The 18,243-nt window shown below is 71.6% G+C and carries 13 protein-coding genes and 1 pseudogene; 11 read left to right on the top strand and 3 right to left on the bottom strand.

Annotated features, from left to right (window positions below; translation table 11 throughout):
* The first annotated feature begins 24 nt into the window (after positions 1-24).
* On the top strand, positions 25-189 hold the full coding sequence (locus ACFVAJ_RS00850; protein WP_376940912.1) for a hypothetical protein: 165 nt from the start codon (positions 25-27) through the stop codon (positions 187-189).
* A 52-nt stretch (positions 190-241) separates the two neighbouring features.
* Here ACFVAJ_RS00850 and ACFVAJ_RS00845 read toward each other — a convergent pair whose 3' ends face one another.
* Positions 242-1,663, bottom strand: coding sequence for an RNB domain-containing ribonuclease (locus ACFVAJ_RS00845; protein ID WP_376940911.1), 1,422 nt, complete (start codon positions 1,661-1,663; stop codon positions 242-244).
* A 47-nt stretch (positions 1,664-1,710) separates the two neighbouring features.
* Positions 1,711-2,727: a phosphotransferase family protein gene (locus tag ACFVAJ_RS00840; RefSeq protein ID WP_376940910.1), complete on the bottom strand. Its 1,017-nt coding sequence runs from the start codon at positions 2,725-2,727 to the stop codon at positions 1,711-1,713.
* Between the two features lie 50 nt (positions 2,728-2,777).
* Here ACFVAJ_RS00840 and ACFVAJ_RS00835 point away from each other — a divergent pair, with 50 nt between their 5' ends.
* The 7 genes from ACFVAJ_RS00835 to rbfA all read left to right on the top strand — a co-directional run bounded on the left by ACFVAJ_RS00835 (position 2,778) and on the right by rbfA (position 12,802).
* Complete coding sequence (locus tag ACFVAJ_RS00835; RefSeq protein ID WP_376940909.1) at positions 2,778-4,541, top strand: proline--tRNA ligase; 1,764 nt, start codon at positions 2,778-2,780, stop codon at positions 4,539-4,541.
* A gap of 123 nt (positions 4,542-4,664) precedes the next feature.
* The gene (locus ACFVAJ_RS00830) at positions 4,665-6,734 is read left to right on the top strand and encodes a PhoX family protein (protein ID WP_376940908.1); all 2,070 of its coding nucleotides are present in this window, start codon (positions 4,665-4,667) and stop codon (positions 6,732-6,734) included.
* A gap of 167 nt (positions 6,735-6,901) precedes the next feature.
* Positions 6,902-7,993 (top strand): TIGR00730 family Rossman fold protein, encoded by a 1,092-nt coding sequence (locus ACFVAJ_RS00825; protein WP_376940907.1) that lies wholly within the window; start codon positions 6,902-6,904, stop codon positions 7,991-7,993.
* A 99-nt stretch (positions 7,994-8,092) separates the two neighbouring features.
* Positions 8,093-9,091: a transcription termination factor NusA gene (nusA, locus tag ACFVAJ_RS00820; protein ID WP_376940906.1), complete on the top strand. Its 999-nt coding sequence runs from the start codon at positions 8,093-8,095 to the stop codon at positions 9,089-9,091.
* 46 nt (positions 9,092-9,137) lie between these two features.
* A complete protein-coding gene (locus tag ACFVAJ_RS00815; protein WP_376940905.1) occupies positions 9,138-9,419 on the top strand; it encodes a YlxR family protein in 282 nt (93 codons plus the stop codon).
* An 83-nt stretch (positions 9,420-9,502) separates the two neighbouring features.
* Complete coding sequence (gene infB, locus ACFVAJ_RS00810) at positions 9,503-12,277, top strand: translation initiation factor IF-2 (protein WP_376940904.1); 2,775 nt, start codon at positions 9,503-9,505, stop codon at positions 12,275-12,277.
* 60 nt (positions 12,278-12,337) lie between these two features.
* Positions 12,338-12,802, top strand: coding sequence for a 30S ribosome-binding factor RbfA (rbfA, locus tag ACFVAJ_RS00805; RefSeq protein ID WP_376940903.1), 465 nt, complete (start codon positions 12,338-12,340; stop codon positions 12,800-12,802).
* 73 nt (positions 12,803-12,875) lie between these two features.
* Here rbfA and ACFVAJ_RS00800 read toward each other — a convergent pair whose 3' ends face one another.
* Positions 12,876-13,763 (bottom strand): A/G-specific adenine glycosylase, encoded by an 888-nt coding sequence (locus tag ACFVAJ_RS00800; protein WP_376940902.1) that lies wholly within the window; start codon positions 13,761-13,763, stop codon positions 12,876-12,878.
* Positions 13,764-13,810: 47 nt separating this feature from the next.
* On the opposite strand from ACFVAJ_RS00800, the gene ACFVAJ_RS00795 reads away from it, so the two are divergent.
* From ACFVAJ_RS00795 to ACFVAJ_RS00785, 3 genes and pseudogenes are all read left to right on the top strand, one after another.
* Positions 13,811-14,392: a hypothetical protein gene (locus ACFVAJ_RS00795; protein ID WP_376940901.1), complete on the top strand. Its 582-nt coding sequence runs from the start codon at positions 13,811-13,813 to the stop codon at positions 14,390-14,392.
* Positions 14,393-14,720: 328 nt separating this feature from the next.
* Positions 14,721-16,448 (top strand): hypothetical protein, encoded by a 1,728-nt coding sequence (locus ACFVAJ_RS00790; RefSeq protein WP_376940900.1) that lies wholly within the window; start codon positions 14,721-14,723, stop codon positions 16,446-16,448.
* Positions 16,449-16,865: 417 nt separating this feature from the next.
* Positions 16,866-18,243: pseudogene (locus ACFVAJ_RS00785) on the top strand (hypothetical protein); the annotation flags it as partial.

The raw sequence follows: 18,243 nt of genomic DNA, 5'->3' as shown, positions 1-18,243 counted from the left end.
ATCCGATCGCGAGAGGAGACCGCGATGAGCGGCGACGGCAGCGAGTTCGAGTACCCCGACACGGCCGGCTATCCCGACGGCATGGGGACCCTGCACGAGGGCACCGACGAGGACGAGGTCGCGACGGCGGCCGAGGGCGACCTCGAGCGGTTCGCGCTCGACGACGAGGAGGACGTCGAGGGCGTCTGAGCTCTTCGCGGCGGCACGACGTCTCCGGCAGGAGGCGAAGCGCGCGTGACGTTCACACCGCGCTGAAGCGCACGGAGCCCGCCGCGATGTCGGCCGCCTCGAGCGCGACCTCGATCGTGCCCCCGGCCCGCGCACCGGCGGGCGCCGGGCAGCTCGCCGTGACGGCGGGCGTCTCGAGCTGGAACATCGCGCGTTCGCCGCGCAGCTCGAGCACCGTCGCCGTGAAGCGCTCGCCGACCCGGTCGTGGAGGAGGGCCGCCTCCACCCGGGAGATCGACCCCGAGTCGAGCTGGGACGCGCGCTGCCCGGCGACACCCATGATGCGCGGGAGCTCGCCGAGGGAGTCGCGCGCCCAGCCGGGCGCCTCGCGTCCGGCGGCGACCGCCTCGCAGATCACGAGGCCCCAGCGGTCGACGAGTCGGCGGATGGGGGCGGTGACGTGCGCGTACGGCGCGGCGAGGGCGGCCTGCACGGTCTCGGCGGGCGGCGTTCCGTCGAAGGCGACGTAGCCGGCTCCGCGGAACAGCCCGCCCGCGATCTGCAGCACGGCGAGGGCGAGCGGCTCCGTGCGGTCGAGGCCGCGAAGGTACTCGCCGTACGAGAGGCCGTCGGGCCAGGGACATCCGAGCGCCTCGGTCTGGCGTCGGAACGCGGTGAGCTGCTCGTCGTCGGGGGCGGGCATGGTGCGCAGCACCCCGACGCGCGCGTCGAGCATGATCGAGGCCGCGGCCATGCCGGTCATGAGCGACAGCTGGGCGTTCCAGTCCTCGACGGGCAGGGGCGTGCGGCGAAGCAGGTCGTAGCCGCCGTCACGCCGCACGATCTCCTCGTCGGGGGTGTTGAGGCTCGCGCCGCCGCGCAGCCGCTCCTGCTCGATGCGGGCGCGGCCGATCTCGCCGAGCAGGGCGACGGGTGCGTCGGCATCGCCGGCGTCGATGAGCGCCTGGGCGCCGGGATAGTCGAGCCGGGCGTGCGAGCGGATGAGTGCGCGCTCGAGGCGTGCGTCCGTGATCGCGCCGTCGCCGGCCAGTTCGAACCGCCAGACGAAGGCCGTTCGGTCGGCGCCCGGCAGGAGCGATGCGCGGTCGTCGCCGATGACGGCCGGGTGCAGGGGGATGCGGCCGTCGGCGGCGTAGAGCGTCTGCCCGCGCTCGCGCGCCGCGAGGTCCACGGCCCCGCCGGGGGCGACGAACGCCGGGACGTCCGCGATCGCGTAGTGCACGAGGTAGCCGTCGCCCAGCCGGGCGAGGTGCATCGCCTGGTCGAGGTCGGTCGAGCCCGCGGGATCGATCGTCGCGAACGCGAGGTCGCGGAGGTCGGTGCCGGGCGCCGCCGCCGAGGCGGCCTCGGCCGCGGCGAGCACCTCGGGCGAGAACTCCTCGGGCAGGTCGAGCGAGGCGCGGAGCGCCGCGAGCGACTCGGCCAGCTCGCTCTGCGCGACGGACTCCGTGAGGTGCGGGCGGCGGGCTGGCATGCGCCCAGCCTACGAGGCGCACCACGATGGATGCCTCGACGGCGTCGTCAGCCGTCGCGGCGGCCGAGCACCCGCACGAGGTGCCGCAGCACGGCCTCGCCCCACTCGTCGGTCTCCGACTCGTCCGCCTCGGCGAGGCAGTCCCACCAGGTGAGCGAGCGATTCACCGCCTGGGTGATCTCGGCGGCGGCGACGAGCCCGGTCCAGCGGTCGTCGTCGAGTGCGCCGGACTCGGACCACGCCTCGCGGAACACCGCCTCGACCGGCGCCGCGTCGAGCCCCGCGTACTCCATGACCGCCATCGGGATGAGGATCGCCTCGACGGGGTGCGCCCACTGGGCGTCGCCGAAGTCGAACACGCGCAGCCGTCCCGTCTCGCCCGCGGTGGTGGCGAAGACGTTGCCCGGGTGCAGGTCGCCGTGCTGGAGCGTCGTGGGCAGGCCGCTCGCAGCGAGGGTCGCGACCGCCTCGTCGACCCGGGATCGCGCGCCGCGGAGTGCCGACGCCGTCGCGTCGTCGGGGGCCGAGGGATGCCCCGGGGGAAGCCCGAGCACCCGGGCGAGCATGAGCTCGAAGCGATCGGGCACAGTCCCGGGCGAGCAGTCCGGCACCCCGAGCGCCGTGATCTCCTCGGCGCGGTCGACGAGCGCGCGCTGCACCCGCGCCCATTCGCCGACGACGGCGAGCCAGTCCTCGGCGGTGGCGCCCGCGTCGCCGCGCGCATCGCGGAGCGTGTCGCCGTGGTCGGCGGCGAGCATCCAGCCGCGCTCGCGGTCGACGGCGATCGGGCCGGTGACCGCGTCGGGCAGGGTGCTCGCGAGGAAGGCCTGGAGCCCCGGCTCGAATCTCTGGGCGCGGCAGTTCGCCTTGAACCAGAACCGCGCCGTGGCCCCGCCCTGCTCGGCGTCGATCACGAGCTGCGTCGACCACGGGCGCACTCGCGGCTGGGCGACGGCGGTGATGCGGGCGCCGAGCGGGGCGAGCGCCGACGACGCCCACGCGGTCGCGACCTCCAGCCAATCGCTCGACGTCACTTCGGCGGAGAACGGCCGGCGCTGATCCATGTCAGCACGATAGGGCAGGAGGCATCCACCGCGCTCAGTAGAATCGTCGGGTGCCCACACGCCTCTCGAACTACTTCCTCCGTACGCTCCGCGAAGACCCCGCCGACGCCGAGGTCGCGAGCCACAAGCTGCTCGTGCGCGCCGGCTACATCCGCCGCCAGGCGCCGGGCGTGTTCGCGTGGCTGCCGCTCGGCCTCCGGGTGAAGGCGAAGATCGAGCGCATCGTCCGCGAGGAGATGGAGAACGCCGGAGCGCACGAGGTGCACTTCCCGGCGCTGCTGCCGCGCGAGCCCTACGAGGTCACGAACCGCTGGACCGAGTACGGCGAGGCGCTCTTCCGCCTCCAGGACCGCAAGGGCGCCGACTACCTGCTCGCGCCGACGCACGAGGAGGTCTTCACGCTGCTCGTGAAGGACCTGTACTCGTCGTACAAGGACCTCCCGCTCTCGATCTACCAGATCCAGGACAAGTACCGCGACGAGGCGCGCCCCCGCGCGGGCCTCCTGCGCGGTCGTGAGTTCACCATGAAGGACGCGTACTCCTTCGACATCTCCGACGAAGGGCTGGATGCCTCGTACCAGGCGCAGCGCGACGCCTACGAGCGCATCTTCACGCGCCTCGGGCTCGAGTACGTCATCGTCCAGGCCGACGCCGGCGCCATGGGCGGCTCGAAGAGCGAGGAGTTCCTGCACCCGACGCCCGTCGGCGAGGACACCTTCGTGCGCTCGGCCGGCGGCTACGCCGCGAACGTCGAGGCGTTCCAGACCCTCGTGCCCGAGGCCCTGCCCATCGAGGGTCAGCCCGCGCCGATCGTGTTCGACTCGCCGAACACGCCCACGATCCTGAGCCTCGTCGACCACGTCAACGAGCACGAGGCCCGCACCGACCGCCCGTGGCACGCGGCCGACACGCTGAAGAACGTCGTGCTCGCCCTCACGCACCTCGACGGCACGCGCGAGCTCGTCGTCGTCGGCATGCCCGGCGACCGCGACGTGGAGATGAAGCGCGCCGAGGTGGCGTTCGCCCCGGCCGAGGTCGAGGCCGCCACCGAGTCCGACTTCGCGAAGCACCCCGCGCTCGTCAAGGGCTACATCGGGCCCTGGTCGCCCGAGGGCCCGGTGCTCGGGGAGCAGTCGGCGAGCGGCATCCGCTTCCTCGTCGACCCCCGCGTCGTCGACGGCACCGCGTGGGTCACCGGCGCCAACATCCACGAGAAGCATGTGCTCTCGCTCGTCGCGGGCCGCGACTTCACCGCCGACGGCGTCGTCGACCTCGCCGACGTGCGTGCCGGCGACCCCGCGCCCGACGGCTCAGGACCGGTCGAGCTCGCCCGCGGCATGGAGATCGGGCACGTGTTCCAGCTCGGCCGCAAGTACGCCGAAGCGCTCGGGCTCAAGGTGCTCGACGAGCACGGCAAGCTCGCGACCGTCACGATGGGCTCGTACGGCATCGGCATCACCCGCATCCTCGCGATCATCGCCGAGCTGCACAACGACGACAAGGGCCTCATCTGGCCGGCGTCGGTCGCCCCGTTCGACGTGCACGTCGTCGCGACCGGCAAGGACGAGGCGGTGTTCGACGCCGCCGAGCGGATCGTCGCCGAGCTCGAGGCCGCCCGCTACGAGGTGCTCTACGACGACCGCCCGAAGGTCTCGCCCGGCGTGAAGTTCGGTGACGCCGAGCTCATCGGCGTGCCGAAGATCGTGATCGCGGGCCGCGGCGTCGCCGACGGCGTCGTCGAAGTCTGGGACCGCGCGACCGGCGAGCGCACGCAGGTGCCGCTCGACGGCGTGGTCGCGGCGCTCCAGGGCTGACCGGGGTCGCGCGCGGGCCATCGTTCCCGCGCGCGACACCTCCCGTTCACCGAGGCGACCCGCGCGCTTCTCCCGGCGGCACGACGCTCGACGCGTACGCCGCCGAGAGTGAGGACGCCCCCGATGACCCTGGCCGAACCGAACCGCCGATCGCTGCCGATCGTCGACCACGCACGCGGCAAGCGCTCGCCCGTGACCTGCCGCCTGAAGTGCGCCGACGCCTGCCTCGGGCCCGAGTGCAACACCTCGGGCAACCCCGAGTTCCGCTCGCTCGCCTCGGCGGCCCTCAGCCGGCGGGCCCTCCTCGGCTTCGGCGCGGCCGGCGCGTTCACGCTCGTCGCGGCGGGCGGCGCGCTGAAGCCCGCTCCCGCGCAGGCGGCCGCGTTCGGCCCCGCGGGCGCGCGTGCCGCCGCGGCATCCGGCCTGCCGTTCGAGCCGATCGCCCCCGTCTCGCACCTCGTCGACGAGTTCACGGTGCCGGCGGGGTACCGATGGCAGGCGCTCGTGCGCTGGGGCGACCCGATCTTCGCCGACGCGCCGGCCTTCGACCTGCACCACCAGAGCGCCGCGGCGCAGGCCCGCCAGTTCGGGTACAACAACGACTACCTCGACGTGATCGCCGACCGCGGCGGGCTCACCGGTGTGCTCGTCACGAACCACGAGTACGTGAACCCCGGCATCATGTTCCCGCCGTCGAGCGACCCGGCCGAGCTCCGTCGCCGAAGCGAGATCTACAAGGTCGCGCAGGGCATGACGGTCGTCGAGGTCGCACGCGACCGCATCGGCGGACCGTGGCGCATCGTCACGGGCGGCGCACGCAACCGTCGCATCACGGTCGAGAGCGAGTTCGCCTTCACCGGACCGGCCGCAGGATCGGCGCTGCTGCAGACGGCCGGCGACCCGAGCGGCACCGTCGTCAACGGCACGCTCGGCAACTGCGCCGGCGGCACGACCCCGTGGGGCACGGTGCTGAGCGGCGAGGAGAACTTCAACGGCTACTTCCGCGCGGCGCCCGACACCGCGGCGCGCAAGCGCTACGGCTTCGCCGACGCCGCGACCTCGACCGGGTGGGAGACCTGGGACCCCCGCTTCGACGGCTCGGCGCCCGGCTACGAGAACGAGGGCAACCGGTTCGGCTACATCGTCGAGATCGACCCGCAGGACCCGACGTCGACGCCGGTCAAGCACACCGCGATGGGGCGCTTCAAGCACGAGGGCGCGAACGTGCGCATCGCCGAGGACGGCCGGGCCGTCGCCTACATGGGCGACGACGAGCGCGGCGACTACCTCTACAAGTTCGTCTCGAAGCACAAGTTCAACCCGAAGGACAACCCGGGTGCGCGCAAGCAGAACCGTCGCCTGCTGAGCGAGGGCGACCTGTTCGTCGCCCGCTTCTCGGGCAACTCGCCCGCCGCCGAGATCGACGGCACGGGCAAGCTGCCGAGCGACGGCGCCTTCGACGGTTCGGGGGAGTGGGTCGCGCTCACCCGCAAGGGAGCGAGCGTCGTGCCCGGCATGAGCATCGAGGAGGTGCTCGTGAACACCCGCCTCGCAGCCGACCTCGTCGGCGCGACGAAGATGGACCGCTGCGAGGACGTCGAGCCGCACCCGACGAGCGGGCGCGTCTACGTCGCCTGCACGAACAACACGCAGCGCGGCACGGCGGGACGGCCGCCGGTCGACGAGCCGAACCCGCGCGCGACGAACCGCGACGGGCACGTCATCGAGCTCACCGAGCTGCGCGGCCAGTCGGGCGAGCGCTTCGCGTGGAGCATCCTGCTGCTCTGCGGCGACCCCGCCTCGATCACGCAGACCTACTTCGCGGGCTACCCGAAGGACAAGGTCTCGCCGATCTCGTGCCCCGACAACGTCGCGTTCGACGCCGAGGGCAACCTGTGGATCTCGACCGACGGCCAGCCGTCGACGATCCGCAAGAACGACGGCCTCTTCAAGGTGCCGCTCGAGGGCCCCGAGCGGGGGCACGTGCAGCAGTTCCTCTCGGTGCCCCGCGACGCCGAGACCTGCGGCCCCGTGATCCGCGCCGAGGAGGGCGTCGTGTTCGTCGCCGTGCAGCACCCCGGCGAGGAGGGGGCGTTCGCCGCCCCGACGTCGTTGTTCCCCGACTACGGCTCGACCGCGCCCGGCGCGGTCGCCGCCCCGCGGCCCTCGGTCGTGCAGGTGTGGCGCGGGTAGGTGCGCCCGACTCCGCCGTCGTGCACGGCGAAGCCGTCGGATGCCGCGTGGGGGCGCGGCACCGACTCCGCCGCGTGGGGACGCGGCGATGAGAACGGATGCCGCGCGGCACGAGCCGCGCGGCATCCGCTCGCCCACGTCGATCGGATGCATGCGAGGCTGGAGCCATGACCATGCAGCCCGCTCGCCGAGTCGAAGAGACCCTCCCAGCAGAACTCCTCGAGAGCGTCGACGCCCTGCTCGACGAGGCCGGCATCCGCGAGAACCGCGGGCTCATCGAACGCATCCTGCTCACGGGGCTCCGGCTCGGCGCCGACGGCACGCGGCGACTCGACCTGAAGATCACCGCCTCGGCGCTCGAGGAGATGCGCGCCGCGTTCCGGCTGTTCGCGCCGTACGCGCGGGTGCCGAAGGTCACCGTGTTCGGATCCGCCCGCACCTCGCCGAGCGACCCGCTCTACCGGCAGGCCCAGGACGTGGCGGCCGCGCTCGCCGACGACGGCTGGATGGTCGTGACCGGGGCCGGGCCCGGCATCATGGAGGCCGCGACGACGGGGGCGGGCCCCGGGCGCGCGCTCGGGGTGTCGATCCGGCTGCCCTTCGAGGAAGAGCCGAACGAGGCGATCGCCGAGGCGAGCCGGGTGGCGATGAAGTACTTCTTCACCCGCAAGCTCATGCTCGTGAAGGAGTCGCGCGGCTTCGTGTGCCTGCCGGGCGGCTTCGGCACGCTCGACGAGACGTTCGAACTCCTGACGCTGCAGCAGACGGGCAAGGCCGAACCCATGCCGATCGTGCTGCTCGATGCGCCGGGTGTCGGCTTCTGGGAGGGGCTCGAGCGCTTCGTCGACGACTCGCTCGTGCCTGCGGGGCTCATCAACCGCAACGACCTGGATCGCGTGCTCATCACCGACTCCGTCGAGGCCGCCGCCGCAGAGATCACCGGCTTCTGGCGCAACTACGACTCGTTGCGCTGGGTGGGCAACCGGCTCGTGCTGCGGCTCAACGCGCAGCCGGGCGACGACGAGATCGACGAGCTGAACGACCGGTTCGGCGACCTCCTCGCCGCAGGCCGCATCGAGCGGACCGAGCCCCTCCGGCCCGAGCGCGAGACCCGCGACGCGCTCGAGCTGCCGCGCGTCATCCTCGAGCCCGACCAGCACCGGGTGGGGGAGCTGCACCGGCTCATCCGAGCGCTCAACGCGCTGCCGTCGGCGCCGGCCGATGCGACGCCGCCGGCGGTGCCGGCCGTCGGCGGCTGAACCCGCGCCCGACGGGTACTCGGAGGCCCCGGCATCCGGTACCGTAGAGTGTCCGCTCCGAGGGGTGGCGGCATGAGAGCTGAATAGAGGAGGCCGGCGATGGACATCGACCTCAGCATGCTTCGCATGGTGGAGCGCGAGAAAGAGATCCCGTTCGAAGAACTGGTGCAGATCATCGAGCAGGCGATCCTGATGGCCTACCTCAAGCACCAGAACCCGACCCTGCACGGCCACGCGAACCCCACGGGTGCGCGCGCCGAGCTCGATCGCAAGACCGGTCACGTCTCGATCTTCGTGCCCGAGCTCGACGAGGAGGGCGAGGTCATCGGCGAAGCCGAGGACACCCCGAGCGACTTCGGCCGCATCGCCGCCTTCGCGGCGAAGCAGGTCATCATGCAGCGCCTCCGCGACATCGCCGACGACGCGGTGCTCGGCGAGTTCCGAGGCCGCGAGGGCGACATCGTCGCCGGCATCATCCAGCAGGGACCGAACCCGCGCATGGTGCACGTCGACCTCGGCACGGTCGAGGCGATGCTGCCGCCCGAAGAGCAGGTCCCGGGCGAGGAGTACCCGCACGGCCAGCGCATCCGCGTGTACGTGACGAGCGTCTCGAAGGGCACGAAGGGCCCGTCGATCACGGTCTCGCGCACGCACCCCGCGCTCGTGCGCAAGCTCTTCGCGCTCGAGGTGCCCGAGATCGCGAACGGCGTGGTCGAGATCGTCTCGCTCGCTCGCGAGGCCGGCCACCGTACGAAGATCGCAGTTCGGGCGAACCAGCCCGGCGTGAACGCCAAGGGCGCCGCCATCGGCGAGCTCGGCCAGCGCGTGCGGGCGGTCACCGCCGAGCTCGGCGCCGAGAAGATCGACATCGTCGACTGGTCCGACGACCTCGCGACCTTCGTCGCGAGCGCGTTGAGCCCCGCGAAGGTGACGAGCGCCTACATCATCGACGAGGCGACGCGCGCGGTCCGTGCGCTCGTTCCCGACTACCAGCTCTCGCTCGCGATCGGCAAGGAGGGCCAGAACGCCCGTCTGGCCGCCAAGCTGACCGGGGCGAAGATCGACATCCAGCCCGATTCGATCCTCGAACAGGGCTGATCCACCGAGGGTCGTCAGCGCCCGACCGCCCGCCGCGTCGGCGGGCATGAGCGCAGAGTGTAAGATGGAACCTGTCAGAACGTGCATCGGTTGCCGTTCGCGCGCCCCGCGATCCTCGCTTCTGAGGGTCGTCTCCCAGAACTCCCACGTCGTGGCCGATGTCATGGCCGTGCTTCCGGGCAGGGGTGCGTGGCTGCATCCGACACCCGAGTGCTACCGGCTCGCCGTTCGGAAGCGCGCCTTCGGGCGAGCGCTCCGCATTCGCGGCGAGGTGGACACCGGAAACGTAGAGAACAGGCTGAACCCACAAGTGATGACCAATGAGTGACAACTAATGAGCGGCTCGAAATGAGTCCCGTCCGCCATTGATGGTCTGCCCCTGTCCGGGCGCAGGCCCGGAACAGGAGAGAAGTGGCTGCCAAACCACGCGTACACGAGATCGCATCCGAACTCGGTGTCGACAGCAAGATCGCCCTTGAGAAGCTCAAGGAGATGGGCGAGTACGTCAAGGGACCCTCGTCGTCCATCGAACCCCCCGTCGCACGTCGCCTGAAGGCGGCGCTCGAGGCCGCCGGCGCCGCCGCGCAGGCCGCGCCCGCGGCGACCCCCGCCGCGCCGGCGAAGCCCGCTGCCAAGCCCGGCCCCAAGCCGGCTCCGAAGCCCGTCGCCGAGCCCGCTCCGGCGGCTCCGACCCCCGCTCCGGCGCCCGCGGCCCCGGCCGACGCGCCGCTCACGGTCGCCGAGCGCCAGGCACAGGCCGAGGAGAAGGCGGCCCAGGCCGCCGCCGAGAAGGCCGCCGAGGCGCCCGCCGCCTCGAGCGACGCCGTCAAGCCCGGTGCCTCCGCCCCGAAGCCCGGCGGCGCGGCTCCGCGCCCCGGCGCTCCGAAGCCCGGCGCGCCGCGCCCCGGCAACAACCCGTTCTCGAGCTCGCAGGGCATGGGCTCGCGCCCCGCCCAGCCGCGCCCGGGCAACAACCCGTTCTCGAGCTCGCAGGGCATGGGCCAGCGCCCGAGCCCCGGCAACATCCCGCGCCCGCAGGCTCCGCGTCCCGGTTCGCCGCGCCCCGGCGCCCCGCGTCCGGCCGGCGCAGGCGGTCGTCCCGGCGGCGGCTTCCAGCGTCCCGGCGGCGCCGGTGCAGGCGCTCGTCCCGGCGGCGGCGGTGGCTTCCAGCGCCCCGGCGGCGCACCGGGCACCGGCTTCGGCGGCCCGCGTCCCGCGGGCGGCGGCGGCCGTGGTCGCGGCCCCGGCGGCGGCACGGCAGGTGCCTTCGGTCGCGGTGGCGGCAAGTCGAAGGCGCGCAAGTCGAAGCGGACGAAGCGGGCCGAGTTCGAGATGCGGGAGGCCCCGTCGCTCGGCGGCGTGAGCGTTCCCCGCGGCGACGGCAACACCGTCATCCGCCTGCGTCGCGGCTCCTCGATCTCCGACTTCGCCGACAAGATCGACGCGAACCCCGGTTCGCTCGTCACGGTGCTGTTCCACCTCGGTGAGATGGCGACCGCGACCGAGTCGCTCGACGAGGCGACCTTCGAGGTCCTCGGCGCAGAGCTCGGCTACAAGATCCAGGTCGTCTCGCCCGAAGACGAGGACCGCGAGCTCCTCGAGGGCTTCGACATCGACCTCGACCAGGAGCTCGAGGACGAGACCGACGAGGACCTCGCGCAGCGACCCCCGGTCGTCACCGTCATGGGCCACGTCGACCACGGTAAGACCCGACTCCTCGACGCGATCCGCAACGCGAACGTCGTCGCCGGTGAGGCCGGCGGCATCACGCAGCACATCGGTGCCTACCAGGTGCACACCGAGCACGAGGGCGTCGACCGCGCGATCACCTTCATCGACACCCCGGGCCACGAGGCGTTCACCGCCATGCGTGCCCGTGGTGCGCAGGTAACCGACATCGCGATCCTCGTGGTCGCGGCCGACGACGGCATCATGCCCCAGACGATCGAGGCGCTGAACCACGCCCAGTCGGCGAACGTGCCGATCGTGGTCGCGGTCAACAAGATCGACAAGGAGGACGCCAACCCGGCGAAGGTGCGCCAGCAGCTCACCGAGTTCGGCCTCGTCGCCGAGGAGTACGGCGGCGACGTCATGTTCGTCGACGTGTCGGCGCGCAACAACATCGGCATCCAGGAGCTGCTCGACGCGGTCCTCCTCACGGCCGACGCGGGTCTCGACCTGCGTGCGAACCCGAACAAGGCGGCTCGCGGTGTCGCGATCGAGGCGAAGCTCGACAAGGGACGCGGCGCCGTGGCGACCGTGCTCATCCAGTCGGGCACGCTGAAGGTCGGCGACGCGATCGTCGCGGGCACGGCCTACGGCCGCGTTCGTGCCATGGCCGACGAGAACGGCGACGCCGTCACCGCTGCGACCCCGTCGCGTCCGGTGCAGGTGCAGGGCCTCTCGAGCGTCCCGCGCGCCGGCGACACGTTCCTCGTCACCGACGAGGACCGCACCGCCCGCCAGATCGCCGAGAAGCGCGAGGCCGCCGAGCGCAACGCGCAGCTCGCGAAGGCACGCAAGCGCATCTCGCTCGAGGACTTCACGCGTGCCCTCGAAGAGGGCAAGGTCGAGTCGCTCAACCTCATCATCAAGGGCGACGTGTCGGGTGCCGTCGAGGCGCTCGAAGAGTCGCTCATGAAGATCGAGGTCGACGACTCGGTGCAGCTGCGCATCCTCCACCGCGGTGTGGGCGCCATCACCGAGAGCGACGTCAACCTCGCGACGATCGACAACGCGATCATCGTGGGCTTCAACGTGCGTCCCGACACGAAGGCGCGCGAGCGCGCCGCTCGCGAGGGCGTCGACATCCGCTTCTACTCGGTGATCTACAACGCGATCGACGAGATCGAGGACTCGCTGAAGGGCATGCTCAAGCCCGAGTACGAAGAGGTCCAGTCGGGCGTCGCCGAGATCCGCGAGGTGTTCCGCTCCTCGAAGTTCGGCAACATCGCCGGTGTCATCGTGCGCTCCGGCACGATCACGCGCAACGCGAAGGCTCGCGTCATCCGCGAGGGCGTCGTCGTCGGCGACAACCTCGCGATCGAGTCGCTGCGTCGCTTCAAGGACGACGTCACCGAGGTCCGTACGGACTTCGAGGCCGGCATCGGCCTCGGCAAGTTCAACGACATCCAGGTCGGCGACGAGATCGAGACCATCGAGATGCGCGAGAAGCCTCGCGCGTGACCGAACGGCCCGGGGCGGCTCGCCGCCCCGGGCTTCGCTCGGAAGGAGCACTGACTACCCATGGCTGATCCGGCACGCGCCAGGAAGATGGCCGACCGCATCAAGGAGATCGTCGCCCGGCGCCTCGACAAGGGCCTTCGCGACCCGCGTCTCGGCTTCGTGACGATCACCGATGTGCGCGTCACGGGCGACCTCCAGCACGCGAGCATCTTCTACACGGTCTACGGCACCGACGAGGAGCGTCGCGATTCGGCGCTCGCGCTCAAGGCCGCGACCGGGATGCTTCGCAGCGAGGTCGGCCGCAACATCACGGCCCGGCTCACGCCGAGCCTCGAGTTCATCGCGGACGCGGTGCCCGAGAACGCGCAGCACATCGCAGATCTGCTGCACGAGGCCCGGACGCGCGACGCGGAGACGGTCGCGCTGGCGGCGAACGCCGAGTACGCCGGCGATCCCGACCCGTACGTGAAGCCGCGCGAGCTCGACGACGACGAGGACGACTTCGACGACGTCGAGGTCCGCTGAGTCGCGAGCCGTCTCGCGAAGCACTCCGCACCAGCATCGATCGAGCAGATCGATCCACCGCTGCCCGGGGCCGTCAGGCCTCGGGCAGCGTCATTCCCTCCGGCGTCTCGACCGCGAGGCCGTCGGCGACGAGTCCTGAGATCGCGCGTTCGAGCTGACCGGCGTCGGCCCAGACGCGCACGATCTCGGCCCGGGTCACGGGGCGGTGGGCGGCTCTGAGCTCGCGCATGACGAGTCCGCGCACCTGCCGGTCGGAGCCCTCGAACCGCGCCTGCTTCGACTTGCGCGGCCCGTCGTAGGCGGGCGAGCCCGCGAGGAGCCAGGCGCACCGATCATTGACCGGGCACGCGGCGCACCGCGGGGCGCGCGCGGTGCAGACGATCGCCCCGAGCTCCATCGCACCGGCGTTGAAGACGCGCGCCTCGTGCGGCGACTCCGGCAGGAGCGCCGACATCGCGGCGAGATCCCGCGCGGTCGACGGGGGAGCGGGCTCGGCGTTGCCGTCGACCGCCCGGGCGATCACCCGCCGGGTGTTGGTGTCGACGACGGGCACGCGCGCGCCGAACGCGAATGCCGCGACGGCGCGTGCGGTGTACGGGCCGACCCCCTGCAGGGCGAGCAGTTCGTCGAGCTCGTGCGGCACCTCGCCGCCGTGACGTTCGACGATTTCGACGGCGGCGCGATGCAGCCAGAGTGCACGGCGCGGGTAGCCCAGCCGGTCCCAGGCGCGCACCGCCTCGGCGGCCGGTTCGGCAGCGAGGCTCGCCGGAGTCGGCCAGCGGCGGATCCAGGCCTCCCACCGCGGGATCACCCGATCGACCTGCGTCTGCTGCAGCATGAACTCGCTCACGAGCACCGCCCACGGCGACACCTCGGCGGCGCGCCAGGGCAGCGGCCGTGCGGCATCCGCGAACCATGCGTTGACGGCGGTGGCGAGGTCGTGAGCGGCCGGACGAGGCATCCGACCAGCCTAGGCCGCCGCGGACGGCCCGGGGTTATGCTCGCAGCATGCGCCTCGTCACGACGCCTCGGGTCACGTTCCTCCGCGAGCTCTCGGGCGAGGTCATCGCCCACTCCGGGCGCGGGCGCATGATCGTCGCGGTCGACGGACCCGTGCGGAGCGGCAAGACGGCGTTCGCCGACGATCTCGCGGCGGTGCTCGGGGAGGCGGGCTGCACGGTGTTCCGGGCGAGCATGGAGGACTTCCACCGTTCCCGCTCGGCGCAGGCGGTGTTCGGCGACGACACCGCCGAGCGCTACTACCGATACGGCTTCGACGAGTCCGCCCTCCGACGCGTGCTGGTCGAGCCGTTCCGCCTCGGCGGGTCCACCGCGTTCGTCATCCGTGTGTTCGACCCTGCGCGCGACGCATGGGTCGAGCCCAAGTGGATCACCGGCCCGGCCGATGCGATCCTCGTGCTGGACGGGCGCTTCGTGCTCCGCGAGCGCCTCGACGAGCTCTGGGACTACCGCATCGCGATCGACGGCGAGCCCGTGGACCCGGCCGATCGACTCGCCTACGCCGAGCGCGACCCGCGGAGCGTTGCCGATGCCATCGTCGACCTCGAGGATCCCTCGGCACCGCGCTGAATCCCGGCGTTTGTACCCCGGTCGGACTCCCCATTCCGAGGGTCATTTTGTACCCCATTCGGCAGAATCGCCCGGTGAGGGGCCTGATCGCTCTCCATAATTGGCTGATTGCCAGCCCCCGGCAGTAGCGACACCCGACGCATCACCCGCACCACGAACAGCCTGAAGTCGATCGACGCGGACCACCCGCCCCGCGTCCGTCGGCGACGCCCGACGGCGCCCGGTTCGAGCATCGCTCGATCGGGGGCCGCAGGTCGGTGTTCGCGTGTGCGCGCGAGCACACGGTCTCGTGCTCGACCGGCCGACCCGACCCCAGGAGACCCATCCGATGAGGACCACCCGTGCACTCCGCATCGCGGCGACCGTCGTGGGCGCGCTCGCGCTGACGCTCGGCGCCGGTGCGCTGCCCGCGCAGGCGACGCAGCCGTCGTTCATCTGCGAACCGCTCGACTCGGGCAAGATCGACACGAGCGGCAGCCCCGCCACCGTGACGGTGACGGCTCCCGAGGGCCGGCTCATCGACGGCTACTGCGTCAAGGCCGGCACGACGAAGTACTTCGTCCCGGTCGAGCCGCCCCAGGCGACCGTCGTGATCGACCACCCGACGAAGGACTCGGTGAGCCACTACTCCGTGAGCTACGTCGATGTGCCGAACGAGCCCGAGGACCCCGAGGGTCTGCCGGTCCCGGCCGAGCCCGCATGGGTCGACGAGTGCGGGGTGGAGGGCGACGGCTACGTGCTGCCCGACGACACCGCCGACGTCGTCTGGACCACGAGCGGTCGCAACGCCGAGGGGCGGGAGACGGTCACGGCGACCGCGCAGAACGAGAGGACCTTCGTCGGCGGTGGGTCGACGGTCGAGTTCTCGCACGTCTTCACGGACGAGGAGTGCGAGACCCCGCAACTCGCGCAGTGCGAGACGTTCTCGGCGAACCACTCGACCGATCTCTCGAAGTGGGATCTCGGCCAGACCCGATCGACCGGTCATAACGAGCTCGTCGCGAGCGGCCTCCGCGTCTGGACCGAGGGCGCGAGCTCGACCGACAAGGCCGCCGGCTACTACGACACCAACTTCCCGCTGAGCGCCGTCGGCGTCACCTCCATCGCCGATGCGCTCGAGTACACGGCGACCACCGGCCCCGAGCCCGGCCTGCAGCTCGTCATCGACGTCGACGGCGACGGCGAGGGCGACGGCACCCTCGTCGGTGAGGCCGTCTACGGCGAGAACTGGTGGCTGAGCGGCGGATCGACGCAGTCGCTCAAGGACGGCGCGCCGAACACGGGCGGCGGCAACGGCTCCGAGTGGTTCGGCACGGCCGCGGAATGGGTCGCGGCGTTCCCCGACGCGATCGTCGAGGCGGTCGGCTACTCGCTCGGCTCGGGCGTGCACGGCGACGGCGTCATCACCAAGATCACGCTCGGCTGCGTGGAGTACACCTTCGGCCTGAAGCCCACCGAACTGGCCCAGCCGACCCTCGACGGCAGCATCGCCGCCGGCGTCTGCCTCGCGAACGCACCGTGGATCTTCTTCCACGTCGCCTTGACCGACCCCGCAGGCACCGTCGTGTCGCGCGAGGTCTCGCTCGTCCTGAGCGACGGCGAGCACACCGAGACGATCGAGCTCGGCACGCTGAACGACGAGGGGGTGCTCGAGGACGAGGTGCTCTGGCCCGGTGCGGCGGTCGATGACGAGGGCAACGCCATCGCGTGGCCCGGTTGGAAGCAACTCGACGACGGCACGTGGGTCGAGACCGAGGAGAACTTCGCCTGGACCCGCGACCTCACGAGCGCCACGTTCGTCGTGAACCCCGAGCTCCAGGTCGAGCTGGCGTACCCGCCGGCCACGCCCGACTGCATCGCGGCGCCGCCCGCGCCCGAGACGCCTGGTGAGCCCGGCGGTGGCGGCGGCGAATCGCCGTCGGCGCCGGCCGGCGCCGGTGACGGGCTCGCGGACACCGGCTTCGCCGGCTCGACGATCGCGATCGTCGCGGGCGTCGTGGCCCTCGCAGGAATCGCGTTCCTCGTGGTCGCCCGCCTGCGTCGCAAGCAGTCCTGACGCAGCACATGAGAGGGGCCCGGTCCACCGGGCTCCTCTCGTGCTCGAGGGCTCCACTGCGGCTCGAAAAAGAGACTCTGTCCCCCATTTCGGGGGACATCTCGTACCTCGTCGCGAAAAGGGGCTGACAAGTCCCCCATTTCGAGGACATAATGGGGGACATTGCCAAAGCCCCCGGCAGTAGCGGAACCCGAAGCAACACCCGCAACACCCGAAACCCGAAGTTGATCGTCACGGACACCCGTCCGTGACGATCACCGCTGTGTGCGCTCGACCTGGCCACGCAGGTGCGCACCTGCGCACCCGTGAGGCGGGGGCGAGCGCCCCGGCGAAGTCCCGCCATCGTGCGCGCCTTCGCCGCGCGTTCGAGTTCTCCGTTCCGCCGCCGTGCCGGGCCGATCTCTGGAGAGAACCCGAATGAGCAAGCCCCGCGCCGGCCTGGCGCACGCTGCCCACGGCGATGCCCGTCCGCGCAGCCGATCATCGATTTCGAGCCCGATCCGCCGCTTCGCGGCGGCGGTCGCCGCGCTCGCGTTGGGCGCCGGTCTCGCCGTCGTCGGCATCGCGGCCCCCGCGTCGGCCCACACGGGCGACCTCAAGGCCTCCGCGGTGTGCAACGTCGAGACCGGCGAGTACGACGTCACCTACACGCTGAAGCTCTCGAACGTGCCCAAGGACAAGGCCGGCACCACGATGTGGAAGGTCGGCACCTCGAAGTTCGACGGCACGCCGACGAGCGCCGACGGCATGGACCGCGGCCCCCTCCCGTCGAAGGGCAACACGACCCTCGTGCTCGGCACCGAGAGCCTGCCCGGCGACACCGTGGGCAACGGCCCCTGGGTCTACGCCTTCACGAGCTGGGACAAGAACAACAAGAAGGGTTCCGACGGTCGCATCGAAGGCCTGAAGGGCGACTGCGGCAACGAGACCACCGTCAAGAAGATCACCTTCTGCCACGCGACGGGCAGCGCCACGAACCCGTACGTCCGGCTCACCACGTCGGTGAGTGCGTTCCTGAACGCCGGGCACATCGACCACCAGAACCGCGGTGACATCTACCCCGCCTTCACCTACAAGAAGCCCGGCAAGAACGGTCAGCTCATCTCGGTGCCCGCGCAGGGCGACCAGAGCCTGCTGGAATTCGGGGACTGCACCAAGCCGCCCACGAAGATCGCCGTCCCGACGGCCTCGTTCGCGGATGAGTGCGGTGTCGACAACTACGTGCTGAGCTACGACAAGAAGCTCGAGGGCGTCGTCTGGACCGAGTCGGTCGCGGGCGGCAAGGTCACCCTGACGGCGAAGCCGGCGAAGGGCTACGTGTTCGAGGGCGGCAAGACGGAGGTCGTGTTCGGCCCGTGGACGCTCAACCAGGCTCCGTGCGACGTGAAGATCCCGGTCCCGACCGCGTCGTTCGCGGATGAGTGCGGTGTCGACAACTACGTGCTGAGCTACGACGAGGAGCTCACCGGCGTCGTCTGGACCGAGTCGGTCGCCGACGGCAAGGTCACCCTGACGGCGAAGCCGGCGAAGGGCTACGTGTTCGAGGGCGGCAAGACGGAGGTCGTGTTCGGCCCGTGGACGCTCAACCAGACGCGGTGCGATGTCCTGATCCCGGTGCCGACCCAGGCCTCCTTCGCGGATGAGTGCGGTGTCGACAACTACGTGCTGAGCTACGACGAGGAGCTCACCGGCGTCGTGTGGACCGAGTCGGTCGCCGACGGCAAGGTCACCCTGACGGCGAAGCCGGCGAAGGGCTACGTGTTCGAGGGCGGCAAGACGGAGGTCGTGTTCGGCC

It is taken from the genome of Agromyces sp. NPDC057679 (assembly GCF_042799635.1).
Taxonomy (GTDB): domain Bacteria; phylum Actinomycetota; class Actinomycetes; order Actinomycetales; family Microbacteriaceae; genus Agromyces.
The sequence above is the reverse complement of the archived record's forward strand: the minus strand, read 5'-3'. Positions and strand labels throughout refer to the sequence as shown.